The sequence below is a fragment of the Bacillus sp. T33-2 genome (genome assembly GCF_002860205.1).
Taxonomy (GTDB): Bacteria; Bacillota; Bacilli; order Bacillales; family Cytobacillaceae; genus T33-2.
The window spans coordinates 81,274-107,593 of sequence record NZ_PGVB01000016.1; the positions used below are offsets into that span (position 1 = coordinate 81,274).

Annotated in this window: 19 protein-coding genes; 10 read left to right on the plus strand and 9 right to left on the minus strand. The window is 42.5% G+C overall.

The window, feature by feature from the left end:
- Positions 1–43 precede the first annotated feature (43 nt).
- Together CVD19_RS12930 and CVD19_RS25455 are read right to left on the minus strand one after the other, a co-directional pair.
- Positions 44–754 carry a DUF1672 domain-containing protein gene (locus CVD19_RS12930; protein WP_257985128.1) on the minus strand — a complete coding sequence of 237 codons (711 nt, stop codon included), beginning with the start codon at positions 752–754 and terminating at the stop codon, positions 44–46.
- On the minus strand, positions 751–984 hold the full coding sequence (locus CVD19_RS25455) for a hypothetical protein (RefSeq protein WP_257985124.1): 234 nt from the start codon (positions 982–984) through the stop codon (positions 751–753). Before CVD19_RS25455 ends, CVD19_RS12930 begins: the two co-directional genes overlap by 4 nt.
- A gap of 306 nt (positions 985–1,290) precedes the next feature.
- On the opposite strand from CVD19_RS25455, the gene CVD19_RS12935 reads away from it, so the two are divergent.
- On the plus strand, positions 1,291–1,491 hold the full coding sequence (locus CVD19_RS12935; protein WP_101582276.1) for a hypothetical protein: 201 nt from the start codon (positions 1,291–1,293) through the stop codon (positions 1,489–1,491).
- Positions 1,492–1,885: 394 nt separating this feature from the next.
- On the opposite strand, the gene CVD19_RS12940 is transcribed toward CVD19_RS12935, so the two are convergent.
- The 6 genes from CVD19_RS12940 to CVD19_RS12970 form a co-directional block, all read right to left on the minus strand.
- On the minus strand, positions 1,886–2,560 hold the full coding sequence (locus CVD19_RS12940) for a Yip1 family protein (RefSeq protein ID WP_101582277.1): 675 nt from the start codon (positions 2,558–2,560) through the stop codon (positions 1,886–1,888).
- Positions 2,561–2,577: 17 nt separating this feature from the next.
- Positions 2,578–3,777 (minus strand): ABC transporter permease, encoded by a 1,200-nt coding sequence (locus tag CVD19_RS12945; protein ID WP_101582278.1) that lies wholly within the window; start codon positions 3,775–3,777, stop codon positions 2,578–2,580.
- Complete coding sequence (locus CVD19_RS12950) at positions 3,755–4,453, minus strand: ABC transporter ATP-binding protein (protein ID WP_101582279.1); 699 nt, start codon at positions 4,451–4,453, stop codon at positions 3,755–3,757. The genes CVD19_RS12945 and CVD19_RS12950 overlap by 23 nt, the downstream gene beginning before the upstream one ends.
- The gene (locus CVD19_RS12955) at positions 4,450–5,679 is read right to left on the minus strand and encodes an efflux RND transporter periplasmic adaptor subunit (RefSeq protein WP_101582280.1); all 1,230 of its coding nucleotides are present in this window, start codon (positions 5,677–5,679) and stop codon (positions 4,450–4,452) included. The genes CVD19_RS12950 and CVD19_RS12955 overlap by 4 nt, the downstream gene beginning before the upstream one ends.
- A gap of 1,003 nt (positions 5,680–6,682) precedes the next feature.
- The gene (locus CVD19_RS12965; protein ID WP_101582282.1) at positions 6,683–8,797 is read right to left on the minus strand and encodes an SA1320 family protein; all 2,115 of its coding nucleotides are present in this window, start codon (positions 8,795–8,797) and stop codon (positions 6,683–6,685) included.
- A 14-nt stretch (positions 8,798–8,811) separates the two neighbouring features.
- Positions 8,812–9,753, minus strand: a complete 942-nt coding sequence (locus CVD19_RS12970; RefSeq protein ID WP_101582283.1) for a DUF1672 family protein — start codon at positions 9,751–9,753, stop codon at positions 8,812–8,814.
- Between the two features lie 249 nt (positions 9,754–10,002).
- Between CVD19_RS12970 and CVD19_RS12975 the strand changes: the two genes are divergently transcribed.
- The 4 genes from CVD19_RS12975 to CVD19_RS12990 all read left to right on the plus strand — a co-directional run bounded on the left by CVD19_RS12975 (position 10,003) and on the right by CVD19_RS12990 (position 16,338).
- Positions 10,003–11,928 carry a BglG family transcription antiterminator gene (locus CVD19_RS12975; RefSeq protein ID WP_101582284.1) on the plus strand — a complete coding sequence of 642 codons (1,926 nt, stop codon included), beginning with the start codon at positions 10,003–10,005 and terminating at the stop codon, positions 11,926–11,928.
- A 185-nt stretch (positions 11,929–12,113) separates the two neighbouring features.
- A complete protein-coding gene (locus tag CVD19_RS12980) occupies positions 12,114–14,063 on the plus strand; it encodes a fructose-specific PTS transporter subunit EIIC (protein WP_101582285.1) in 1,950 nt (649 codons plus the stop codon).
- Between the two features lie 161 nt (positions 14,064–14,224).
- Positions 14,225–15,184, plus strand: a complete 960-nt coding sequence (manA, locus tag CVD19_RS12985; RefSeq protein WP_101582286.1) for a mannose-6-phosphate isomerase, class I — start codon at positions 14,225–14,227, stop codon at positions 15,182–15,184.
- Positions 15,185–15,261: 77 nt separating this feature from the next.
- Positions 15,262–16,338: an SIS domain-containing protein gene (locus CVD19_RS12990; protein ID WP_142383527.1), complete on the plus strand. Its 1,077-nt coding sequence runs from the start codon at positions 15,262–15,264 to the stop codon at positions 16,336–16,338.
- Between the two features lie 201 nt (positions 16,339–16,539).
- Here the strand turns inward: CVD19_RS12990 and CVD19_RS25460 are convergent, their stop codons facing one another.
- Positions 16,540–16,809 (minus strand): NUDIX hydrolase, encoded by a 270-nt coding sequence (locus CVD19_RS25460; RefSeq protein ID WP_257985125.1) that lies wholly within the window; start codon positions 16,807–16,809, stop codon positions 16,540–16,542.
- A 287-nt stretch (positions 16,810–17,096) separates the two neighbouring features.
- Between CVD19_RS25460 and CVD19_RS13000 the strand changes: the two genes are divergently transcribed.
- The 5 genes from CVD19_RS13000 (at position 17,097) to CVD19_RS13020 (ending at position 26,281) form a co-directional block, all read left to right on the plus strand.
- Positions 17,097–17,840: a MurR/RpiR family transcriptional regulator gene (locus tag CVD19_RS13000; RefSeq protein WP_101582288.1), complete on the plus strand. Its 744-nt coding sequence runs from the start codon at positions 17,097–17,099 to the stop codon at positions 17,838–17,840.
- A gap of 125 nt (positions 17,841–17,965) precedes the next feature.
- Complete coding sequence (gene mngA / locus CVD19_RS13005; RefSeq protein ID WP_101582289.1) at positions 17,966–19,894, plus strand: PTS 2-O-a-mannosyl-D-glycerate transporter subunit IIABC; 1,929 nt, start codon at positions 17,966–17,968, stop codon at positions 19,892–19,894.
- Between the two features lie 55 nt (positions 19,895–19,949).
- Positions 19,950–22,559 carry a mannosylglycerate hydrolase gene (mngB, locus tag CVD19_RS13010; protein ID WP_101582290.1) on the plus strand — a complete coding sequence of 870 codons (2,610 nt, stop codon included), beginning with the start codon at positions 19,950–19,952 and terminating at the stop codon, positions 22,557–22,559.
- 480 nt (positions 22,560–23,039) lie between these two features.
- Positions 23,040–23,924, plus strand: coding sequence for an ROK family protein (locus tag CVD19_RS13015; protein ID WP_101582291.1), 885 nt, complete (start codon positions 23,040–23,042; stop codon positions 23,922–23,924).
- Positions 23,925–24,607: 683 nt separating this feature from the next.
- Positions 24,608–26,281, plus strand: a complete 1,674-nt coding sequence (locus CVD19_RS13020) for an alpha amylase family protein (protein ID WP_101582292.1) — start codon at positions 24,608–24,610, stop codon at positions 26,279–26,281.
- The last annotated feature ends 39 nt before the right edge of the window (positions 26,282–26,320 follow it).

Consider the following 26,320-nt stretch of genomic DNA (forward strand, 5'->3'; position numbering starts at 1 on the left):
GCAGAGGGAACCGATTCGGTTTTCTGCCTTTTTCTAACCTGCTTTATTCTTTGATAATATAATCTGGAAACGAACGTTCTAAAGAATTATCTTTCGTACCATCAGCACTCTGTTTATCAATGAAATTATCATTAAGATAAACACTATAAGAGCCTTTAGGGATTGTAGTCATTTTTTCAAGCTCTTTTGTAATTTGATCGAATATTTCTTTGCCTGGTTCTGCCTGCTTGTCGGCCATAAATAATTGAATATTGATATTGAAATTCTCAGGTTCAAATAGGCTTTCTTCATAGGCATTCCTTAAATTTTCTACATTTTCATCAGGATTGCTAATGTAAAGATCGTAGACTGGTTGAATGGCCGCCTCTTTACTCGCCCTTGAAATAAAGTAATATGGCGTCATAAATCCTTGTCCGCCCACATTTTGGAGGGCCTCTTTTGTTTTGCCTGTGACTTGTCCTCCTGCTTCAAGCGACTTGAGATATTCATCCAGGTTATTAAACTCTTTATTAAAGATCATGTGATATAATCCGCCTTTAATGGCGTTTTCCACCTGAAATTCGTCTGCCCATATCTGATCTGCCTTCACTTTCTTTTCTGTTTCATCAATTGGTACAACGGCATAAGTATAGAAATGCGGTTCACCTTTGGACTCCACAAAGACGGTTGCCCCATCACGGGCACCGACCACATTATGCACTGCTACATCGGTTTTGTATTTTTCCTGAAAAAACTTTCTTGCGGCTTCCTCTATATGGTCCCGGTTTCTTCAGCAATCTTATCGGTTTCCTTTCCATACGGAAGAGCGTATCCTTTACCTGTATAATCCTGAATACTTGCTAGCGTAGCACTGGAAGGTGAAACCTGTGTCTCTTTCACTTTTTCACTGTCATTATTGTTGTTTGTGCTATTCATATCCAGACATCCTCCAAGCATCCCTGATATCCCAACACTGCAGAGTGAAATTTTAGTTTTGTTATGCATGTATATATCCTCCCCAAAGGATTGAGCCGTTCAGAAATTATATCCATTATTGTAGCGGATAAAGTTATATTTTTACAGTTTAAACAGTGGAAAATTACCCTTTTTATGTAAAAACAGGAGAAAAGTCAGGGATGGAAACGTCCGTTTTGAAGCATGGCCTTCTCCTGATATTTACATGGACTTTAACTCATTAATATCCAGAAATTCGGCTATATTTGCTCGTCAAAAACATCATTAGCAGCTGGGTTCATTAAGACCTACCTCACCTCAAGAATAATCGGATCATAACTAAAGGAGGCGGGTTGAATGCTTACAAAAAGAAAACTCTATTCCATATATATAGCGACAACATGTACTTGCTGCAAAGTACAGAGGATTGCAAGTAACCGCAACAACATTTATCCCTTCCTGGGTGCTTTTGTTATGACAAAAAGCAAAACATTATCAGTGGAGGAAAAGGGATTTGTAAGTATTGGGGGATCAATTCTGGGGGGATCGGCATCATAATTTGCTATATTGTTGGGATGAAACACTGGTGCCTGTCAATGCCCGAATTTTGTTGTTTCACATGTTGTTCCTCACGCTGAAGCCGGTTGACCCCTGAACTTGGGCAAAAGACTGGATGAGGCAAATCCTCACCGGGGTTGATATAACATCTGACCACCAGACAATGGATGGAGATTAGAAAATTTATGTTGATAACGATGAATAACAAATGGAGTTGACTCACAAAAAAGGGCAGCCTCAGTTTTCACGAGCCTGCCCAATTTGTTTAAGAAGTAAAGATATGGATTTTTCGGCTATTTCTCCATTGGATTGTACCTGTAAAGTCATCAACAAGAAAGTCAAACAAATACATTGCGGATTAGAAAAAGGTCAGAACGCCAGTGCGTTTGATGTTTTACACGCCTGGCTGTGGTACTAAACCGCCAATGGAGGCGAAACCGACACCAATTACGAACAGAATTACTACAAGTATGATTGTTTTGTTCTTACTTAAGCCTGTTACAATGTGCAAGCCTATTGCGAGCACAATATAGTACCAAATTTGGAAGATGTCGAAACTTTTTGCAATAGCGTACAGCATCTGATTATCTGCGACTAACGGAGCAAGACTTGTATAAGATGCTTCGTCTCCTCCTAAAGCAAGTGCGATTAGACCGTTAATCAGTACACCAAGAGCGGAAATTATACTCGAGTAAATCAAAATTGCCAGCACTTTCTTGTAAGGGGTGGATTTTCCCATTAGTGCCACACACCCCTTCAAAATTGCGGCCATGAGGAATAATACTACGGCTCCCCCAAACAATCCGCCGACGGCACCCGTCCCCACTGTGAAACCAACAGGGATATTTAATGCCTCCATCTCCGGGCTCTCAAATATAGGGTTCCTTAAACTGATAAATGAAGCAATCGCTCCTGTAACAGTCATTAACAACAGTATAATCGTGAGCGGCAGCCCAATCGGTGCTTTTTCTCTCATCCTTTCAAATTGCAGGGATGGAGACAAAATCATCCCAAACAATGACGGTTTGTTCACCTTTGCTTGTTGTTCCATCTTTACATTTGTTTCCATACTGAACACTCTCCTTTTTATTCATAGCGTAATGCATCAATTGGATCAAGCTTTGCAGCTTTGTTTGCAGGCATCAAACCAAAAATGATGCCGAGCGCCATTGAGAACAATACACCACCGATCACGACTTGGCCAGATACGAGCGGCGGCCATTTGGCAAAGGCAGAAACTACATATGCTCCTCCGACGCCAAGGCCAATGCCAACGATTCCGCCAAGAAGCGTAAGCATCATCGCTTCAATCAGGAATTGCAGCAATATCTTTCCTCTTGTCGCACCCATTGCTTTGCGAATGCCAATTTCCCTCGTGCGCTCCGTTACGGATACCAGCATGATGTTCATTACACCAATACCGCCAACAAACAAGGAGATACCCGCAATCCCACCAATGATCATCGTCATGATGTTTGTTACCTTGGAAATGCTCTTCTGGATTTCTTCCAGGTTAAACACTTCATACTTTCCTTTGAGTTCCGGTGATTTTGTATCATTCAGCATGTTCGTGGCCTTCTTGCCGGCCTCCTCAAGCTCATTGACATTCCTTGCCTGCAGCGTAACGGATTGGATTTCGTCGGTTCCAAACAGCACAGGCCAGAGTGATATTGGGATTAACATTTCAGGCATGCCGAATCCGAACAGATCGTCCTGTGCTTTATACACCCCGATCACTTGAAACGGCTGGCCTTTAATCTCAAGAATTTGCCCGATTGCTTTGCTGTCTTTGAAAAACTCTTCAGCTGCCTTTTCATTAATGATCACTACGTTGTTAGACTGTGAAAAATCAATTTCATTCAACTTTCTCCCCGTGCCCATTTGTACATTGTTCACTGAAAAGTAATCATTTGTGATCCCGTAAATTTGCGTTCCAATATCCTTCTCGTTTACGGATAAAGTTTCCATTGAATTGTTTGTCGTGATGACATGGGCTATCTCAGGAATTGTGCTAAGCTGAAGCAAGTTTTCCTGCGTAAACGTAGGTGCTTGATCAAATGGCATTGCAAATGGATCTTCAGTGTCTGGCGTGAAAGTAATTTCCATCGTATTGTTGCCCCCGCCGGCAAACTGTGATTTCAACGCAGCTTCGCCACCTTGTCCGATCGCCACTACCGTGATGATCGATCCGACACCAATAATAATCCCCAGCATTGTAAGGGCAGAGCGCAGCTTATGGGCAAGAATCGAAAAAAGGGCAATTTTAATGCTGTCCATTAAACTCAAGACTTACCCTCCTATCCTGCGTTATCTGGCCATCCCTGAGATAAATCCGGCGTGACGTATAAGCTGCTACCTCATCCTCGTGTGTAACAAGGATGATGGTTGTACCTTCTTTGTTCAACTCCGTAAAAATATTCATCACCTGTGCCCCTGAAGTTGAATCAAGCGCACCCGTAGGTTCGTCCGCCAAAATAAATGCCGGGTTATTGGCAATGGACCGGGCGATGGCCACACGCTGCTTCTGCCCGCCGGAAAGCTGGTTCGGCAAATGGTCGACGCGATCAGCCAACCCCACTTTTGCCAACGCCTCCAGTGCACGTTCCCGCCGTTCTTTCTTGCGGACGCCTCCATAGACGAGAGGCAATTCCACATTGTCTACCGCTGTTAATCTCGGCAGCAAATGAAAGTGCTGAAACACAAAGCCAATGTATTTATTCCTGAGGATTGCAACATGTGCTTCATCCGCCTGCAGTACATTTACATCATTGAGTATGTACTCGCCAGTTGTGGGGCGGTCAAGGCATCCGATGATGTTCATCAACGTCGACTTCCCGGAACCTGAAGGGCCCATGATGGAAACGAGTTCACCGTCTTCAATCTCAATATTGATATCATGGAGCACAGGCACTTCAAGCATTCCTTGTTTGTATGTCTTGTAGATATGCTTTAAACTAATCATTCCGCCGTCACTTCCATCCCGTCGCGAACGTCCGCGGAAGGATTATCAACTACCTTGTCCCCTGCTGCAACGCCGTCAAGCACCTCGGTCCACTCTCCATCTCCTATTCCCGTAGTCACCTTTTGCTTGCGGAGCTTCTTGCCGTCCATAACATAGACATATGGGGAATCTTCTTTATCCACGATACTGCTGCGCGGCACTGCCAGCATTTTCTTGGAAGGAAGCTCCACTTGTATGGCGACATGGTAACCCGGTGACAGCCCGTCCTGGGAATTGAGTGAAGCCTTGAAATTATAGTACGATATATTCTGCGTTGATTGGCCGGTTGCTCCGGCTCCATTCAGTCCACTCTCATCGGATGTCGGATACTGGCTGACTTCGGCGATTTTCCCTTTCCAGGTTTTATTGGCAACTGCTTTGGAGGTAATCGTAATTGGCTGATCCGGCTGAATTTGAGCCTTTTGCAATTCTGATAAAGTGCCGTGAACCTGGAAGGGCTCCTGAGATGCGATTTCAATGATCGGCTTTCCGGGATCACCTGCTGTTTGCGACGCATTTTGTCCCGCATCTTTATCTACCGTCTGCACAATACCCGCTATACTGCTATATACGATTAAGTCTTCCTGCTTTCTCTGTAATTCTTCTGCCTGGAGCTTATGTTTCTCCATTTCCAGCTCGGTTGTTCTTTGCTGGTACTGGGCTTCCTGCAACTGAGCTTCCAAATCCGTAACAGATGACTGGAATTGGCCTTCTGGCATCTGCCCGTTCAAAGGTTCCGCTGCCGATGCTTTACTGGCTGCCTTCACCTTTTGAATCTCTTTCTTTAAAGAATCTATTTTACTTTTTCCTTGTTCATAACTGAGGTTCGTCATTTTTTTATCTATTTCCAGCTGTCTGGCCTGAATGGACAGCTCTGGATTATCATAAGAAAAGAGCTTCTGTCCCTTCTCGATTTGCTGCCCCTCCTGCACATAAATTTCCTGCACTTTGCCTCTCGTTGGATCCGCATAGATGGTTTCCTTACTACCAGGTGCTACACTGCCGGAAACCAACTTTGTGTTGCTTATTTCTTTCTCTGTGACTTTCACAAACTTTAATTTGTCCGTACCGCCCTGGTTCTTTCCTTGGATGACTGCTACATTAACGGAAACAATTATGATGATTAACGTGATGACCCCCAGGATAATCCATTTTCTTTTTGGATTATGGGTCTTTTCTATTTGCATGACATTTTCCCCTTTTTTACCTTTATTCTATAATTCTTCCTTATATTATCCTACTTTACCAATAAAACTTCCAAAATTGTATATGTATTTACAATATATACACAAAATTTACAGGATTTTTTTTCACTAATAAACAAAAAATTACATATTATTGTATTATTTATTTTCTATAGCACTTTTGTGACAAGGTACTGGATATTGAACGTTGCTACATATCAGAATCCAAGTGTCCGAGGCTTCCTATTTGGAGTATTTATACTTTTAGACTTTGCCGTGGGCATTTATTTTAAAAGCCTGACTATTTGTGTAATCTATTCACTATTACTTATAGAAACATGGCTAACCCGGAATAAGGATAGTGAAAAGAACGTATTTACAAGAAAATTGAATGTAAAAAAATCTGTATTTTTGAATAACGGGGAGAAATAATTCCCCGCCACCGAAAGAAAATTGAACTTCAATTTGAACTTGATAGAAATGGAGAACAGGAAACAGGAATGTTAAAAGCATTTTTTCCAAAAGTGGGGATGCTAGGAAGAATACAGTCGGATTCAACGAACATTAACAGTCTATCTGTAATAGAGACTATACAACACGGAGAGCAGTTAGTCCTTACAGTGAAAGGAGAAGAAGGTATTAGCGATAGTTCTCAAGAAACAATACTGACAAAGGTAAAACTAAGCTATGGTATAGCATATTTTCTGCTTGTATTATCCGAACTAATATTTTTGTATCATTTTTATGGGGCGATGTAATTTGGGCACTGTAGCACCTTTTACTCGAGGTGACAGACCAAATATATATTGAACCAAAATTAAAGCCGAAAGAAATAATAAACGCTTTATAACAACCCCGCTTCTGGGGTTGTTATATAAGCAACACTTATTTTATGTGTCCGTTCTTTGGGGTATAATAGATGGCTTTGGATATATTTATAGAAATAATTCAACAACCCCCAATATCTAAGGCGGGCTGTTTACAAGGTTATCCGTTATAGAATAATTTAATTCAACGTCCCACGCTCCACCTGTTCATATAATATCCCCATATTCTGCTCCACCTTTTTCGAAGCTTCACAAAGAGCCACTATCGCTTCAGCTTTATGGTCCCCTAATTGGTAGACCACATCATTGAACAGCATTTCCATTTCCCTTAAGATTGCTATAGATGCAAGGTTATAAAGATGAACATTAAAGTAACCGCTATTGTCAAAGATGGCACTTTCTACGTAAGGCCTAAAATTGTTTAGTAGAGTAGGATATTCGGTAATTAAACGGCCTAATCCATTTCGGATACCTTCAATGGTAGCTGCTAGTTCATCCAGTGGGTCCAGTGCGTTTGCGACACTGTTTCTGATTTTATCATCAAAGTCCGTAAACATGCTGATGAGCTTGCCGGGAATGGTATGGCTTAAAGCAAAATGGGTAGCCCCTTTAATGCTGCTCGAGAGAATTTCCAGTGTGCTTTCGATGGCAAAAGTTAAAAGCTGTCCCCTTTCGAGAAGAGGGAAAAGGATTGCCTGAGTGGAGAATGTAAATGCAGAATAAGCTGTGTCCATTTGAAAATCCTTTATTTTCATTCTCAATTCCAGGTATGGGGAATCTTCCAATTTGTAAGTATTAGTTCCCTGAACCGATATGGAATTGGGATGGGAGGACTTGCTTCTAATAGAATGTCCCAGGGATTGATCACGGTTCTCAAAGTTGGTAGCCACACCCTGTACTTGCTTTTGAAATTCACTGATATGGGATAGCAGCTTATCCCTATTGCTGTTCACAATCCCGTAGTGGGCCTTTAACTCACCTACTATTGCATCGTACCAGGCGTTGGTACCGCCTCTGAATAGCTCCGGAATTTTGTCCGATATGATTGTGCTAAGGTTCCTTGAAACGCCCTGAATATCAGACTTCAATTCATACAATTGATTACGCAGTTCAGCAAATAGACTTTCCACACTGACATTCGTTCGGAATATATGCTCAAGAAGTTCAGCAGGCGGGGAGTTTAAAATATAGTTCAACGATTTACTATGGCTTTCCGCAATATTTAAAAAGGAAATTAAATGATCGATTTCAGCTGTTAGTCTGTTGCTGATGGATGTGATCCCAAGAAATAGTGGTTCACTGACCAAGTTTTCAAATAACTCCTGAAAAATCTTTTGCAGGCGATTCAGCCGTACGTAAAACCGGTTTCCTTCATCTTCCACAATGGCTACCGAATTGCCAAGGTACTCATGAGCAAGATTTAGCCGTTTCATTATATGGTTCTGCAGGGCTGAAGCAAGAAGATCCAAATTCTCTGTATTGATTTCAATCCGTTCCGAATGCCCACCGTAGAGCGGCTGTCCTGTCCAGACGCTGGACACAATATGGGCATCGGCATCGATATAAATTCGGCCGTATCCTGGCTTTCCAACTTCCCCAATCACATAGTATTGAGAGCCATCTTCATTCCGCAAATAGCCTGTGTGGTTGGTTGACAGCTTAGAGAATTCAGGGATTCCATTAAAAATTTCATACTGCTTGCCTGGGATCCTTGTGTGCAAATTTAAGGCTGTTAAAGTCTGTGTTAATACATCATAGCTGCTGAAGTAATTCGTGATGTTGTCGTAATCTTTATCGGGGTCCATCATTCCATCAGGAAGCAGGGCAGGGTTCAGCGTTACGGCTCTTAACTCCCGATTTTCAGCTGCAACGGCGCCAGCCAAACCACCGCCAAGGGAATTTCCTGCAACAGAAGTTACACCGCCAATGCTTTTATATTTTTCATTCATCTGGTGGTAGTATTCTTTTGCGGCGCTAATTTGGTCAGGTGTCAGGTCACTTAGAAGCTGTACATCTGTAACGATATCTTGCTTTCCATATTTCGCAGATGCATCTGTGCCAACATAGATGATTGCTACTTCTTCAGTCTCCAAATTTACTATTGTCATTGCATCGAGACCCGTTGGATCAGTATAGTGTGCTTGGATAACCCTATAATCTATACCATTTACTTTGAGGACATCTTGTTCTTTTGGATAGGTATAAGCATGATACCCTGCCAATTCCACTAAATCTTTATCATTGTTTATAGCTATATCTTTATTTATATTTGGTGAACCCTTAAGTGTATCCATGTTATTCACCTGCTTTATTCTTTGATAATATAATCCGGAAACGAACGTTCTAATGAATTATCTTTCGTACCATCAGCACTCTGTTTATCAATGAAATTATCATTAAGATAAATACTATAAAAGCCTCTAGGGATTGTAGTCATTTCTTCAAGCTCTTTTGTAATTTGATCGAATATTTCTTTGCTTGGTTCTGCCTGCTTGTCGGCCATAAATAATTGAATATTGATATTGAAATTCTCAGGTTCAAATAGGCTTTCTTCATAGGCATTCCTTAAATTTTCTACACTTTCATCAGGATTGCTAATATAAAGATCGTAGACTGGTTTAATGGCCGCCTCTTTACTCGCCATTGAAATAAAGTAATATGGCGTCATAAATCCTTGTCCGCCCACATTTTGGAGGGCCTCTTTTGTTTTGCCTGTCACTTGTCCTCCTGCTTCAAGCGACTTGAGATATTCATCCAGGTTGTTAAACTCTTTATTAAAGATCATGTGATATAATCCGCCCTTAATGGCGTTTTCCACCTGAAATTCGTCTGCCCATATCTGATCTGCCTTCACTTTCTTTTCTGTTTCATCAATTGGTACAACGGCATAAGTATAGAAATGCGGTTCACCTTTGGACTCTACAAACACGGTTGCCCCATCACGGGCACCGACCACATTATGCACTTCTACATCGGTTTTGTATTTTTCCTGAAAAAACTTTCTTGCGGCTTCCTCTATATGGTCCCGGTTTTCTTCAGCAATCTTTTCGGTTTCCTTTCCATACGGAAGAGCGTATCCTTTACCTGTATAATCCTGAATACTTGCCAACGTATCACTGGAAGGTAAAGCCTGTGTCTCTTTCACTTTTTCACTGTCATTATTGTTGTTTGTGCTATTCATATCCAGACATCCTCCAAGCATCACTGATATCCCAACACTGCAGAGTAAAATTTTAGTTTTGTTATGCATGTATATATCCTCCCCAAAGGATTGAGCCGTTCAGAAATTATATCCATTATTGTAGCGGATAAAGTTATATTTTTACAGTTTAAACAGTGAAAAATTACCCTTTTCATGTAAAAATAGGAGAAAAGTCTAGGATGGACACATCCGTTTTGAAGCATGGGGTCGGTTCTCCTGCTTCTTTCTATTTATTTGATTACATGCCGTAATAGAGATAAACTTTTAATATATTGTGTTGATTAAGCAGGTGCAGGGATGAATAATCGTCAGAAGGAATTATTAAGACTCTTGCTTGTTAAAGAGGAAGGGGCATTTCAGATCAGGGAACTGTCGGAGGAGCTGGATTGTGCGGAAAAGACAGTTCGGAACGACCTTGATCGGCTTGAGGAGTTATTGAAGGATTATCCGGGTGCCGTATTAATCCGTAAACCGGGTTTTGGAATATCGTTACAGATTGCTCAGGATGAACGGTTGGAGATTCTGCGGAATTTGTTCTCGAATGAGCCAAAGACAATGGAAGAGCGGCTTTTTGAAATGGCGTTTCAGCTTTTAACCGGAGATAAGGCGTTTACATTGCAATATTGGTCGGACCGGTATTATGTATCAAAAGCAGCGATTAAAAAAGATCTGGAGACAATTTCAAATTGGTTGCAGCGTTACGATCTTGAGATCGTTTCAAAGCAGCGGCTTGGAAATGTGGTTGAAGGCACGGAACTAAAGAAACGTACTGCACTGGCACACTTGCCGGAACTGATCCCGTCCTTTTCCAAGGAGAAGAATGTTGTCCTGGATTTATTTTTGCCATACGAAATCACGGCAGTAAAGAAAGCGCTTAAGGATATGCAGGGTCAATTTTCCATTGCGTTTACGGATGGAGCGCTTGATAGTTTGCTTATTCATGCTTTGATCATGGTCAAGCGCATCCGGCAAAAATCCCCCGTTTTCGTCCAGGAATCCGAAATGGAAAAGGCAGCCGCCCGGAAGGAGTACCAATATGCCGGCTGGTTTTTCGATCGGCTGGAAACTTCCTTTCAACTAACGTTTCCTGAGGTGGAGAGGGTGTACTTCACGTGGCATCTCGTTAGCGGCAAAAGATCGGAAGAAGGCGCAGGGCAGATTTTAGGATATGAAGAACAGGATGCGGAGTTGGTTCATGCCCTGATCCGAAAGATGGGAAAATTGACCTTGTTTCCATTTGAAGAGGATCCAATTTTAAAGAGCGGCCTTGCAGTTCATATGCATTCGGTCATAAGCCGCATCAAATACGGTCTTCCGATAACGAATCCGCTTCTTGCTAATATAAAGAAAATGTATCCTTATATGTTCAGCATGGTAATTTTTGCTCTTGAAGAAATCAATGATACCTTTGAACTTGATATACCCGAAGATGAGGCAGCATACATTGTCCTCCATTTCCAGGCTTCCATTGAACGGCTGGAAAGCAGGAAGGGCGTTGAGAAGAAGAAAGTGCTGATTGTATGCCATATGGGAATTGGCATGTCCCATTTGTTGGAGGCCAAAATAGAACAACAATACCAGGATATTGAAGTAACAGATTGCATCGGCAAGGCAGAGGTTGGCGAGTATTTGAAAAAAACGGATGTAGATTTCATTATTTCCACCGTGCCTCTTGAGAGACTAGCGGTTCAGCATATTGTCATTTCCCCGCTTTTTGGGCAGGAGGATAAAAAGAAGTTGAATCGTTTCATAGGGGAATTAAAGGTGAAAAATCCAGTGAAGGGCCAAGGTGGCTTATCTGCTTTTATGAGCGGTGACTTGATGTTCTTTGGCATTGAAAAAGAGCATCGCTATGAAGCGGTAGAATTGCTTGCTATGGAGCTTTTTCATAATGGCTTTGTGAAAAAAGAGTTCGTCCATAATGCCTTGGGTCGGGAGCGGAAATCAGCGACAGCCATTGGCGGGGGAGTCGCCATTCCGCACGGTGATCCCTCGCTGATTTTAAAACCAGCACTAGCAGTTGCAGTATTAAATAAACCTTTGGATTGGGGTAATGAACAGGTTTCCCTTGTATTCATGATCGCGATGACAAAGGACCACCAGGCTGATATTCGCGGGATTATCTCGCACATCGCCGCGCTTAGCGAGTCTCCGCTCGTTGTGAATAAATTAATTAAGGCAAAGGATCATCAGGAATTTACTAGGATGTTGAATGAAGCTTAGGGACGTTTTTTGTGCTTCCTGTCCGCGTCATGTTAAAGGAATGAAGCAAGAGAACCGTCCCCTTGCTTCTAAAAAATGATTTTTTACCACAAGTTACGGTAAAAATAAGAGAAAATTACCGGGTAAAAAGGTCTATTATATAAGTAAGCGCTTTTACTATTTTAAAAGAGTAGGAGGAAATAAGCATGGGGAAAATATTGGCTGTCACAGCTTGTCCCGTTGGGATTGCCCATACGTATATGGCTGCTGAGAACTTGCAAAAAGCAGGCGAGGCGTTGGGAGTCGATATAAAAGTTGAAACACAAGGTTCTATCGGTGTAGAAAACGCTTTAACCGAGCAGGATATTGCCGAGGCGGATGGTATCATCATCGCAGCTGACAAGGAGGTTCCAAAAGAACGGTTTGCTGGTAAAAGAGTCATTGTGACCGGAGTTCAGGATGGCATCAGGAAGCCGGAAGAACTTATCAAAAGAATCCAGAATGGAGATGCTCCAGTCTATAAACCTGAACTGGCGGCAGCAAACGAACCAGGTAAAGGAAAGCGAAAAGAAAATCCAATCTATAAGCATTTGATGAACGGTGTATCTTATATGGTTCCGTTCATTGTGGTAGGGGGATTATTGATCGCCCTGGCGTTAACCCTTGGCGGTGAACAGACACCAGGAGGGATTGTGATTCCGGAGGATTCGATCTGGAAGAAGGTTGAAAGCCTTGGCGGAACGGCGTTCATGTTCATGGTGCCAATTTTGGCTGGTTTCATCGCGGTAAGTATTGCTGACCGCCCTGGTCTTGTACCAGGTATGATTGGCGGTTATATCGCAGCCAACGGAAGTTTCTATGGAAGTGAAGCGGGTGCAGGCTTTATTGGCGGTATCATTGCCGGTTTCCTTGCTGGTTATGTGGCACTTGGCATTAAGAAACTGAAAGTGCCTAAAGCGATTCAGCCAGTCATGCCAATCATATTTATTCCGATCTTTTCATCGGTCATTGTTGGTTTACTGTTTATTTACGTCATTGGTGCACCGGTTTCTCAGGTATTTGAATCGTTGACAGGCTGGCTCGCTGGGATGCAGGGAGGAAGCTCGATTCTGTTGGCGATGATCCTTGGTGCGATGATTGCATTTGATATGGGAGGCCCGTTCAACAAAGTTGCCTTCCTGTTTGGTTCAGCGATGATTGCTGAAGGAAACTACGAAATCATGGGGCCGATCGCGGTAGCAATCTGTATCCCGCCAATCGGGCTTGGCCTTGCCACATTTATTAATAAGCGCAAGTTCCGCGCAACTGAAAGAGAAGCAGGGAAAGCATCCTTCACAATGGGACTGTTCGGAATAACAGAGGGTGCAATTCCGTTCGCCGCACAGGATCCGCTTCGTGTCATCCCAAGTATTGTAGTAGGATCAATGGTTGGTTCAGTTATCGCCATGATTGCAAATGTTGGCGACAGGGTTGCCCATGGAGGCCCGATCGTTGCTGTATTGGGAGCGGTTGATAATGTGGTTATGTTTTTCGTTGCTGCAATCATAGGTGCTCTCGTAACTGCAGCGATGGTAATCGCGTTGAAAAAAGATGTTGAAGTAGCTCCAGCTTTAGCCGGTGCAGGTGCTGGCTCAGGCGCCGCTGTTCCTGTACGCGAACAAGCTGCTGCACAGTCTCAAGAACCAGCTGAGACGAAAATTGAAAAACTAACTGACATTACAAGTGTTGATTTAATCGATTTGAGTTTAGCAGGAGCAAGCCGTGATCAAGTCATCGATGAGCTGATTGCAAAACTGAATGCGAATGGTGTCCTGGATTCCAAAGAACAATTTAAGCAGGCCATTTTGGATCGTGAAGCTCAGAGTTCTACTGGACTTGGAATGAACATTGCCATCCCTCATGGGAAATCGACTGCGGTTAAACGCCCGGCTGTAGCTTTTGGCATTAAGCGCGAGGGCGTAGACTGGCACAGCCTTGATGGCACCGATGCAAAATTGATTTTCATGATTGCCGTACCAGAAAAGGCCGCAGGCAGTGCTCATCTTAAAATCCTTCAGATGCTGTCACGCAAATTAATGGATGATGGTTTCCGGGAGCAATTATTAAAGGCAGATTCGAAAGAAAGAGCTTACCAATTGCTTGAGACCATAGAGTAAGGAAGCATAGGGACGGCTCTCTTGCTTCCAATGGGAATAGAGAAGGAAGCTTGGGGGATGGTTCCCTGCCTCGAATCGGAAAAGAGAGCAGAGTATTGCTCTCTTTTCGGCTATATGCAATAGTAGTATTGATAAAAATAGTTAATATATTGGAGGCAAGCATGTATAAAAGTGAACCAATTTTTTTAGAACCCGTTTTGCAGGAACGGATTTGGGGCGGACAAAAATTAAAAACCGAATTCAACTATGAGATTCCATCCGACCAAACAGGGGAAGCGTGGGTTATCTCGGCACATCCGAACGGGCCCAGCCTTATAAAAAATGGTCCTCTTGCCGGAAAAACACTGGCCGATGCATGGAAGCTGCATGGCGAGCTTTTTAACAAAAAAGCTGGCAATGAAGAAGAGTACCCATTGCTGGTGAAAATTCTTGATGCAGCTGATGACCTTTCGGTACAAGTTCATCCAAATGACCAATTTGCCCGTGAAGTCGAAGGCGTGCCATATGGAAAGACAGAATGCTGGTATGTTATCAGCGCGGAGGAAGGTGCTGAGCTGGTGTTGGGGCATCATGCAGCAACCTCGGAAGAACTGGAGGCAAAGATTGGCAACGGTGAATGGGATAAGCTGCTGAGGCGTGTAAAAGTAAAATCTGGTGATTTTGTTTATGTTCCAAGCGGGACCATCCATGCGATTGGAAAGGGAATTGTCATCCTTGAAACACAGCAAAGCTCGGATATCACCTATCGCGTGTATGACTATGACCGGACAGATGCGGCAGGCAACAAACGTGAATTGCACCTTGAGCGCTCGATACAGGTGACGACTGTGCCTCATCAGGACGCTGCCGTAGAACAGACAGCATCTGTTTTTGGCGGGTTGACCGAAAAACAGCTAGTGAAAGAACAGTATTTTACCGTTTATCACTGGATTTTGAACGGGAAGGCTTCCCGCGAGTTAACAACCGATTTTTTACAGCTAAGTGTGCTTGAAGGGGAAGCTGTAATTACGGTTGATGGCAAACCTTATTCCATTAAAAAGGGCAGTCATTTTATTTTGCCTTTCGGAATTGGTGAGTATCAGCTCGAAGGTAAAGCTGAGTTTATCGTTTCGCATGTATAATTGAAAAAACTTTATGCCGGGTAGTGGGTGAGACGGTGGCCTGTTATCCGGTATATTTTTAGCGAGGGGTTGAGGAGTTGGAGAAAACAGTTATGTGGGATCACATTTATGAACAGGCAGATAGATTAAAAGAATTGCTTTCTGATAGCCAGGTGAATGATTTTTTAAAGGTATATGATTCAAAACATTTGAAACGAATAATTTTTGTCGCTTCAGGAAGTTCAATAAATGTTACTTTAATCGCCAAGCGTTTTTTTGAAGAATTATGTGAAATCCAAGTATTATGCTATACCCCATTCGACTTTGTGGGGAACAGTTCGATTATAAAAAGCTTTGAAAGAGATTCAACACTGGTTGTGGCAATCTCCCAAACCGGAACAAGCAGCGGAACCGTAAATTCCATTACATATGCAAAAGAATTAGGTTTTAAAGTCCTCTCAATTACGGAGAGAAGGGACACTCCAGTCCAGCAGCTGGGCGATTATTATCTGAACTTCCTGTGCGGATTGGAGCCTTGCAACGCTAAAACGAAGGGTGTTAGCAGTTCGTTAATAATATTAATGCTGCTTGCAATCCATATAGGCGAGGATAAGGCTATTTTGACGAATGAACAATTTCAAGCCTACATGGATGAAATTGCCGCAAGCATCGAAGACATTCCCAAAACCATCGAAAAAACAGAAAAATGGATCCAAGGGAATAAAGACTGGAGCAAAATTAAACACTTTTATGTCGTAGGTAATGGAACGAATTATGGCACTGCGGTGGAAGGAATGCTCAAAATCATGGAGACTCTCTGCATCCCGGCATCCGTCTGCGAATTAGGCGAGTTTTCCCATGGATTCCACCGAACCATTAACAACAATAGCAATATTATAACAATTTACACAGAAGAATATGGCTCTGAAGCTATGGTAAAGACCAACGATTTTTTAATGGAAAAAGCAAAGAGGCTGCTTGTTGTGAATGCTACTGATAAACAGTTGGGTAATGACCATTCTATCCAGGTTGCTAAGCGGCCACTGACAGCATCCTGCATTAATATCAATGTTGTCTTTCAAGTACTCGCAGCCAGCCTTCCAGAAATCAATGGCGATGATCCTAACCGTCCAATGAATGAAGAACTAACTAGAATCGTTCAAACTCGAGTGTAGCGGTTGCGACTCTCGCAGATAAAAGAGAGAGTGGGGGGATTTTAATATCCATCTGCCTCTCTCTTTCAACTTCCTTATTACTGAATGTCCCTGCTGCATTCATAATTAAGGATTACTGCAAGTCCTGCCCCATGCTGAAATTCACCATTTTTTATCAATGTTCTGAGTTCCTGCATACTAAGCTTGTGTAATTCGATTTGTTCACTGCTTTCCAAATTCTTTTATTAGTCCCCTTGCAGCAAACAGGAATATCTCCTCAGTAGTAGATCCGGGAGATGGATAAAAGCTCCCTAAGTCCTGCCACTCTCTTGCTGCATACCCGGTCTCCTCCACTAGTTCCTTCTTGGCTGTGTCGATTGGAGTATACCCTTCATCGATCATTCCCGCAGGAAGCTCCCACTGCCAGCTTTTAATTGCATGTCTGTATTGTTTTAAACATAAAACCTGGTTATCTTGTGTAATCGGAAGCACACAAACGCCTTTTGAAAAGTTTATAAAAGAAAACTTCTTTTCCTCTCCGTTAGGCACGGTGACATGATCAATTGTTATCGTAAACCGGTCTACTTTTTCCGTGCGTTTTATTAATTTTCCAGATCAAATTATTTGCCACCTTTAATTGATTGGTCAAAGTAATTTTATCATTCATGTTAGAAACCTAATGTTAAAATAATATATAAATGATAAGGCATTATTTGCTTCAGGCATTTGAACTGAAGGTTTATCGATATGTTTGCAAAAGGATAAGAGGTGGAAATACTATGCTTTTTAATGAGCGGGTTCATAAATTTGAATATAAATTAAATGATACAGATGACCAAATTATTGAATTTATCAATCAAAATAAACGGGAAGCCGTAAATATGTCAATCCAGTCTTTAGCTGCCTGCTTGTTCACGGTTCCGAATACCATTACCAGGCTTTCCAAAAAGCTCGGTTACGATGGATTCTCCCAGCTGAAGAACAATCTGAAAGAGGAACTTGCGAAACAACAGGGGGTACAGGATGAAGAAGACAGCATGCATTTTAACCTGAACAAAACGTTTAGTTTGATTGATGGGGAGAAGATGGAGTCTGTAGTCAAATTAATTCTCCAAGCGAAAAAGGTTCTTTTTTTCGGTGTGGGCGATACCGTATCTTTTTGTGAAATGATGGTTCAAAATTTAAGAGTGGCTGGCAAAGAGGCTGATTTCCATCTGCACCGCCATGAGGCTATATATGAGTTGAACCGGCTTGATGATCATGATCTTCTCTTTCTGATCAGCTTATCCGGTGAAACGCCGCTCGTACTGGAAATGGCCAATATTGCCCTAAATAAAGGAATAAAAGTCATTTCTGTTACTCATTTTAATCGCAATTCATTAGAAAAAACAGCAGACGTCAGCCTTTACTGTTATTCTCCCCGAAAGACGCTCAATGGGTATAATATCACGGATCGAACCCCGTTGATGCTTGTTTTGAGGGCCTTGTCAGAATACTACTGGGAGAGGGCCGACTGTGTATAAATACACATGAAAACGCTTTAATCCATAATCCTTGTGTAAAAATAAGAAGAAAACGGCTTCTTATTTTTTTTATGTTAAATTTTATTCATGAAAGCCCTACCAAAAAGGTAAAGGAGGTTCTTAAGATGTTATTGCAAAACGTTACTTCTCCAGCCTTAATCAGCACAAACCAATCCTTTCAGTCCAAGGATGAAACGATAAGGTATCTCATTAAAAAACTGGGTGAAGCAGGAAAGCTTCATTCAGAAGAAAGCTTTTATGAAGCTGTGCTTGAAAGGGAGAAATTATCTCCAACCGGGTTTGAAGGCGGATTGGCGATTCCACATGGAAAGTCTGCAGCTGTCAAGGAAGCAGCCTTTGCTGTTGCCACGCTACAAAAACCATTAAGTGACTGGGAAAGCATTGATGCAAATAATCAGGTCGAACTAGTCATTTTGCTTGCCATTCCGGAAAACGAAGGCGGTTCCACCCATCTTTCCTTATTATCAGAGCTGGTCACAAGACTATCAAATGAACAGTACAAGAATCGGTTATTGAACTCAAAAACAAGTGATGAACTATATCGAAATCTCGACCAGGAAGACGAACAGACAATTGTGCCGGAAGTAAAGAGCACGGGTAAAACGGTTCTGGCCATCACAGCGTGTCCTGCAGGGATCGCCCACACTTATATGGCTGCTGAGGCGCTCGTTAAAGCAGGCAAAGAGCTGGGGGTCGACGTTTTCGTAGAAAAGCAGGGTGCCAATGGAATTGAAGACCGGCATACCAAGGCCCAGCTCAACAAGGCCGATGCGGTAATCTTTGCTGTCGATGTTGCGGTCAAGAACGAAGAAAGGTATCAACATCTGCCAAAGGTCAAGACTTCGGTGGCTGCTCCACTAAGAAATGCAAAAGGACTCCTGGCCGAAGCTTTGCAAAAGGCTGAGAATGCTCCAAAGAGAGTATATACAGGTGCAGTAGAGCCGGAAGAGAGTGACCGCAAGTCCTTTAAAACAGAAATCAAGGACTCGATACTAACAGGCATTTCGTACATCATTCCCGTAATCGTTGCTGGGGGGATGACGCTGGCGGCGGCCGTGTTGATTGCACAAGCCTTTGACCTCCAGGAAATTTACAACACAGAAGGTTCATGGCTGTGGCTGTTAAGGCAATTGGGCGGAACATTATTGGGAACGTTGATGGTTCCGATCCTTGCGGGATATATGGCCTACTCGATTGCCGATAAACCGGCTTTAGGGCCAGGTTTTGCAGCCGGTATTGCCGCAAACCTGATTGGCAGCGGATTCCTGGGCGGTATGCTTGGCGGTATTTTGGCAGGTTACTTCCTGAAGTATTTGAAACAGAGGGTTAAGCCAAAGGGAACATTTGCCGGCTTTATCAGCTTCTGGCTGTATCCGGTAGTAGGTACGCTTGTTGTTGGCTCCATCATGCTGTTTGTCATCGGCAAACCACTGGCATTCCTGAATCAGGGATTAATCAGCTGGCTCGAAGGAATGTCCGGAACGAATGCCCTTATTTTAGGAGCGATCATCGGGGCGATGGTGTCCTTTGACCTAGGGGGCCCTGTCAATAAAGCTGCCTATACATTCTGTATCGGGGCTATGGCGAGCGGCAACTTTATTCCATATGCCACTTTCGCTTCGGTAAAAATGGTATCCGCCTTCTCGGTTACCGGTGCAACGATCATTGGCAAAAAATATTTTAATCAACAAGAACAAGAAGTTGGAAAACAGACGTGGCTGTTAGGCCTGGCCGGCATCACCGAAGGGGCCATCCCGTTCATGATGAACGACCCGCTCCGCGTCATCCCATCCCTGATTGCCGGATCCGCAATCACCGGTGCAATTGTTTCTTACTTTGATATCGGATTAAATGTACCTGGTGCCGGAATCTTCTCCCTGGCATTGCTTAAAGGCAAGCCGCTGCTCCTTGCTGGCGGAATTTGGCTCGGTGCTGCTCTGATTGGTGCGTTCGTGTCGATGGTTCTGTTGATTGCCACACGGAAAAGCAAGCTGAATAAAGAAAATCAAAATTCTCAACGAGCTGCTGCATAAGCAGCTTGTCCTTTTAACCGGAGATAAAACTAATTTACTGATCGGAGGATACATCATGAAAAAAGTTCATATCGTGCCGCATATGCATTGGGATAGAGAGTGGTACTTTTCAACCGAGGAGTCAAGAATCCTTTTAGTCAACAATATGGAAGAAATCATGGATATGCTTGAGAATGATCCTGACTATCCAAACTATGTATTGGACGGGCAAACCTCGATATTGGAGGATTATTTTGCTGTTAAACCTGAAAACAAGGACAGAGTAAAAAAGCTTGTCCAGGAGGGTAGGCTGATCATTGGCCCGTGGTATACGCAGACAGATGAAATGGTGGTTGGCGGGGAGTCGATTGTCCGGAATTTATTGTATGGAATCAAGGATTCCGAAGAGTTCGGAAGCCCGATGCGAATCGGCTATCTTCCTGATTCATTCGGCCAAACCTCGCAAATGCCGCAGATTTTAAATGGATTTGACATTAAGTATTCCATTTTCTGGCGCGGCACTTCCGAACGCCACGGAACGGATAAAACTGAATTCTATTGGGAGTCGGATGAAGGCTCAAGAGTACTTGTTCAATTATTTCCGTTAGGGTATGCGATTGGGAAGTACCTGCCTGAACACGAGGAAAAGCTGCAGGAACGGATCGATAAATATTTTGCTGTCCTTGACCGCGGGGCTACGACAGACCATATTATTCTTCCAAACGGCCATGACCAGATGCCGATCCAAAAGAATATCTTTACGATCATTGAAAAGTTGCAAAAGCTTTATCCAGACCGTGAATTTTTCTTGAGCAAGTATGAAAATGTCTTCCGGGAAATCGAAAAAAATAACAGCCTGCCTACCCTGCAAGGTGAATTTTTGGACGGAAAGTATATGCGTGTCCACCGCAGCATTTATTCAACCAGGATGGATATTAAAGCGGCGAATGCGAGAATTGAAAATAGAATCACCAACGTTTTGGAGCCATTGGCAGCGTTGGCTTATAGCCTGGGCTTTGAATACCACCATGGCCTGATCGAATTGATTTGGAAAGAAATCATGAAAAACCATGCGCATGACAGCATTGGCTGCTGCTGTTCGGACAAGGTGCATCAGGAAATTTGGAACCGATTCTTCCTCGCTGAGGAAAAAGTCGACCAGCTGATCAATTTTTATAAACGGAAAATTGTCGATTCAATCGATACAGAATCAAGTGATGATCGCTTGACAGTGTTTAACCTTCTCCCTTATGACAGGGCCGAGGTCGTTACGACAACGGTTATCACCAAACTGAAGTCGTTTAAGCTGTTAAATGATCACCTCACTGAAACGGAGTTCGAGGTTCTTGGCAGTGAAATCATGGATCCTGGCCTGATTGACCGGCAAATCGTCCACTATGGAAATTACGATCCATTTATTAAATATACGGTTCAATTAAAGGACCGGATTCCTGCATTAGGCTATAAAACGTATTTTGTGGCTGCGGCAGACAATGAAATGACGAATTCCGTCACATCAGCAGACAAAGCAGAAACGGATTATTACGAGATAACGGTGAATGAAAACGGGACATTGAATATTTTTGATAAAACGTTGAATAAGATGTTTGATGATGTGCTGTTACTTGAGGATGGCGGGGATGACGGCGATGAGTATGACTTCTCGCCAGTGCCCGGTGAGACCTTAATCTACAGTGACCAGATTGTTGCAAAAACAGAAATCCGCCAGAACCAATATTCAGCTGTCATTGACATCCAGTACACGCTGGAAGTTCCAGGAGATCTTGAAAAACGGCAAGAAAATGTGAAGGACAGCTCAGTGGATATCCATCTTGTGGTAACTGTTCCGAACCATTCTCCGATTATTGATGTCAAACTGAACATAGATAATCATGCCAGGGACCATAGGCTGAGAGCGCTGATTCCAACTGGCATTGCATCGAAGTTCTCTGTTTCCGACAACCAGTTTGGTTATATCAAACGCGATGTTTACGATAAAGCGATGGATGTTTGGGAGCAGGAAAACTGGGACGAGCGTCCGGATTCGATTTATCCGATGCTGAGCTTTGTGGGCTTGTCGGACGAGGATCATGGTGTGAGCGTTCTGACCAACAGCACAAGAGAGTACGAAATTGTTGGCAAGGATTATGATACCATCGCAATTACGCTCTTTAGGGGAGTCGGTTTCCTTGGGAAAGAAGAAATGCTGAGAAGGCCTGGACGGCCATCCGGAATTAAATTGCCAACCCCGGATTCCCAAATGCTCGGAAAACTATCATTGCAGTTTGGAATCGTAACGCATAAAGGCTCCGTCTTCGAGGCAAATGTAGGACGGCTTGCGAAGGAGTACTTGACCCCAGTAGAGGTGTACAACAAAATTCCTTACGATGCGATGAAGCTGAACAAAGCAGACGTGAAAACACCGGCAAGCTTCAGCTTATTAAAAGAAACCGATCCAACAGTTGTGTTAAGCACCCTCAAAAAAGCGGAAAAAGACGAGCGGTTTGTGCTGCGCTTCTATAATCCTGCAGATGAAGAAAAAACAGCTTCATTTGAGTGGAATCGCTCGATCGGGCAGGCCCATACCGCAAATCTTAACGAAGAACCTGTAGAAGCGCTTGAAGTCAGTGACAATAAAGTGCAAGTGAACGTTAAAGCCAATCAGGTAAGAAGTATTCTGTTTTAATTTGACATAGTTACCATGGTTAAAAGTCAGGCACGCTCGAATGTGAAAACACAATTAAAAGCAGGATAAACCACAGTGCGATTCACTTATGGAATCGCACTTTTTTCTTTAGTGTTTAGGAGGATGGAAGTAAATTAAACAGCATGCTCCTAATGTTGTTTTACGGATTATTAACTGAAATGTGGATAGCTTGTTTTTTATTTTTGTCTATATTTTGAAGGAGTTTGACTATTGTGTAGCATATAAAATGCATTTTTGGTTCAAAACGCTATTTTCAGAATTTACTAGTTGTGAGCTATTGATTCATAGTCAAAACCCAAATAAGATAAAGAAAAGTAAGTTATTAATTTTGTATTGGCATTCAGCTTAGTAATGGTGGTGTTTCCATAAGACGCATTGAGACTATTTACAATGAATTGGAAAAATTATCAGGTGCGTTTTAATATGGAATTAATGATTGATTAAATCGAGGTGAAACAAATGAGGTTAGCAGCCATTGAAGCGGGTGGGACTAAATTTGTATGTGGAATTGGCGGAGACAATGGAGAGGTTTATGAAAGAGTAAGCTTTCCGACGACAACACCGGAAGAGACAATGAGCCATGTGATTTCCTTTTTTAAAGGAAAAAATGTCGAAGCCATTGGGGTAGGGTCGTTTGGCCCCATTGACCTTGACCGAAACAGCGGCACATATGGATTTATAACCAGCACGCCAAAACCTTATTGGAATAATTTTGATTTTGTTGGAGAGTTAAAGAAGCATTTTCAAGTTCCAATCGGTTTTGATACCGACGTCAATGCAGCAGCATTGGGCGAAAGCTTGTGGGGGGCTGCGAAAGGGCTTGATAGCTGTATCTATATGACGGTCGGAACAGGCATCGGAGTCGGTGCTGTTGTCGAAGGAAATCTCCTTCACGGAATGCTGCACCCGGAGATGGGACATATCCTGATGAGCAGGCATCCTGAAGACAACTATGAAGGTAATTGTCCGTACCATAAAGACTGTCTCGAAGGAATGGCTGCCGGGCCAGCCATTGAGAAAAGGTGGGGCAGCGCGGGGGCCGAACTGGCACAGCAACATAAAGTCTGGGAAATTGAAGCTTACTACCTTGCACAAGCGATTACGAACTATATCCTTATCCTGTCCCCCAAAAAAATAATCGTTGGCGGCGGAGTCATGAAGCAAGAACAGCTTTTTCCGTTAATCCGGGAATATGTACTAAAGAATTTAAACGGGTACGTACAAAGTAACACAATCTTGGAAAATATCGATTCTTATATTGTCCCGCCGGGTTTGGGGGATATTGCAGGCCTTGTAGGAGCGCTCGCACTGGCTCGATTAATACTCACAGAAAATCGCTGCTGATAAATTCAGTAGCGGTTTTTTTTTATAGCACTTATGGTTGTTAGTAAAATTCAGATGATACAAAGAAATATAATTTGCGGCTGAAACTATTCTTCAATTTCTGCACTAGTTAAGACTATATATTACAAATCACTCAATGCCCAATCTCGCCACGAGTGCTTTGTACCCCTCTTGTCGTAATCTATTAGACCTATAAAAACTAAGCTATTTGAAAATACCGCAGCTATTAGACAATATATAACTGTATCCAGACGAATTCTTTGAAGATTTTCTCCTCTTTTTTACCTATTTTTCGGAGGAATTATTCATAAAATCAGAAAATTATGTTAATATTTAATAAAGCAAACTTTGTAAAAAATAATGTTAAAAATCTCGTTTGTGTAGCATATTGATGTTCGTGTAATTGATTAACTATGCAGATTAAAGTTATTTAACCCAGCTTATTTACCTTTTATTGAAAGCGCTTCAATTATCATTCCCTTTAGAACTCCTCTTGTTGTACTTCATGTGTTCCATTTCAATTTGATATCCCAAACAACTCTTTCAGCTGCTTATCAAACACATAGTAAAGAAAGCCGCACCGTGATGTTAGATTTAAAACTACTTTTTGTACAGGTAATTAAGGAGGTGATGCCTTAATAATTTGGTCTGGTGTAACAATTAAATAATTTTGGAGGTGTAGGATGAAAAAGGTATTCAGCAGTATTTTTACCCTCTTACTGATCTTTTGCTTAGTTATACCGGCGAATGGATCTGGAGGGAATGACAGAGCAAGGCACAAGGTACTACAGAATATTATCAAAGAAAAAGACAAAAAAGCGCGGATTTTATGGTATGACCTTTCTGCCAATCTATTTAGCTTAAATACACCCGAAAAAGTAAGAGATATAGTTAAAAAGACAGCTGATGCCCATTTTGACACAATAGTGCTGGATGTGAAAAACTCAACCGGTTTTGTACCGTACAACAGTAAAATAGCGCCTCATGTAAGTACTTCAAAAATACCAAGCTATCAAGGCTACCCCGCTGATTATGATCTTTTGCAAACAGTGATTAACGAAGCCAAGAAATACGATATAAAAGTACACGCAGCAATCAATGTTTTTTCTGAGGGAAGCCTTCCCGATAAAGACGGACCAGCTTATAAACATCCAGAATGGCAAACTACATATTATCAAGCGGTTCAAAAGGTTAAAGCCCACAATGGAGCTACATTAGAACTAACTGGTATTAATTCAACACGCTACGAAAATCATCTTGTGCTATACACTCCGACAAAATATAAAGTCTCTCCCGCTAACCGATGGGGAGCAGAAGTACAGGTGACAGACGGAGTCGTCACGAAAATAGTCGATGGATTGGTAAATCCTGAAGCCTTAAGCATTCCTGAGAACGGCTATGTAGTTTCAGGACATGGAACTTCAAGGCAATGGATATTGGAAAATGTAAAAGTGGGCGAACCATTCAGCATTTCTGAAATGGAAACTAAATTTGTAAGGGCTGAGGACTATAAAGGTCCTGAATCTACATTTGTAAACCCGATCAATAAAGATGTCCAGGCATATGAACTTAGCATCATTGGCGAGTTGCTCGACAATTATGAGATTGACGGGATTGTCCTTGACCGTGCAAGGTATTCCAACATATATGCAGACTTCAGTGACCTGTCCCGTCAAAAGTTTGAGGAGTATATCGGGCAAAAAGTGCAAAACTGGCCTGCTGATATCTTTAAAATTGATTTTAAAAACAATGAGAGGGTTAATGTTCCCGGACCTTTATACCAAAAATGGATTGAATGGCGTGCAGGGAATATTCAGTCTTTCTTTCAAAAGGCTGAAACATTAGTGCATATCAAGAAACCAAAAGCGTTTTTCAGCACGTATGTTGGCTCATGGTATCCCCTTTATTACAGTGAAGGCGTCAACTGGGCCAGCAGAACACACCATCCAGAATACGATTGGACCAGCCCTGGTTACCACAAAAAAGGCTATGCGGAAACTTTGGACTTTATCATGACTGGGAATTATTTTGAGGATGTCACAAAAGCAGAAGCAATCGCCTCGGGCAATCCTGATTGGTACAGTGTCGAAGGTTCTGCGGATATAGTGATGGATGCCTTGAATGAATCCACATTCAACTACGGAAGCTTGTTTGTTCTTCAGTACGCGGATGATCCTGAAAGATTCAGGCGTGCGATTCAAATGGCATTGAATAAAACACATGGGTTAATGGTATTCGACCTGATCTATTTAGAAATGTATGATTGGTGGCATATTCTTGAAGAAGAACTGCCAGCTGAGTCTAAACCTCCGCACCATATACCAGGGTTATTAAAAATGATTCGCGAGGATCGGTAGTTATGGAGAGTACGGTATCGCCTTCAGCGGGCCGTACTC

Coding starts and splice junctions, on each gene's coding strand:
- CVD19_RS12955 (WP_101582280.1), bottom strand. CDS start 5,679: ATGCAAATAGAAAAGACCCATAATCCAAAAAGAAAATGGATTATCCTG.
- CVD19_RS12975 (WP_101582284.1), top strand. CDS start 10,003: ATGAATAATCGTCAGAAGGAATTATTAAGACTCTTGCTTGTTAAAGAG.
- CVD19_RS12935 (WP_101582276.1), top strand. CDS start 1,291: ATGCTTACAAAAAGAAAACTCTATTCCATATATATAGCGACAACATGT.
- CVD19_RS12965 (WP_101582282.1), bottom strand. CDS start 8,797: ATGGATACACTTAAGGGTTCACCAAATATAAATAAAGATATAGCTATA.
- mngA (WP_101582289.1), top strand. CDS start 17,966: ATGTTATTGCAAAACGTTACTTCTCCAGCCTTAATCAGCACAAACCAA.
- CVD19_RS13000 (WP_101582288.1), top strand. CDS start 17,097: ATGCTTTTTAATGAGCGGGTTCATAAATTTGAATATAAATTAAATGAT.
- manA (WP_101582286.1), top strand. CDS start 14,225: ATGTATAAAAGTGAACCAATTTTTTTAGAACCCGTTTTGCAGGAACGG.
- CVD19_RS12950 (WP_101582279.1), bottom strand. CDS start 4,453: ATGATTAGTTTAAAGCATATCTACAAGACATACAAACAAGGAATGCTT.
- CVD19_RS13020 (WP_101582292.1), top strand. CDS start 24,608: ATGAAAAAGGTATTCAGCAGTATTTTTACCCTCTTACTGATCTTTTGC.
- CVD19_RS25455 (WP_257985124.1), bottom strand. CDS start 984: ATGCATAACAAAACTAAAATTTCACTCTGCAGTGTTGGGATATCAGGG.
- CVD19_RS12970 (WP_101582283.1), bottom strand. CDS start 9,753: ATGCATAACAAAACTAAAATTTTACTCTGCAGTGTTGGGATATCAGTG.
- CVD19_RS12940 (WP_101582277.1), bottom strand. CDS start 2,560: ATGGAAACAAATGTAAAGATGGAACAACAAGCAAAGGTGAACAAACCG.
- CVD19_RS12980 (WP_101582285.1), top strand. CDS start 12,114: ATGGGGAAAATATTGGCTGTCACAGCTTGTCCCGTTGGGATTGCCCAT.
- mngB (WP_101582290.1), top strand. CDS start 19,950: ATGAAAAAAGTTCATATCGTGCCGCATATGCATTGGGATAGAGAGTGG.
- CVD19_RS13015 (WP_101582291.1), top strand. CDS start 23,040: ATGAGGTTAGCAGCCATTGAAGCGGGTGGGACTAAATTTGTATGTGGA.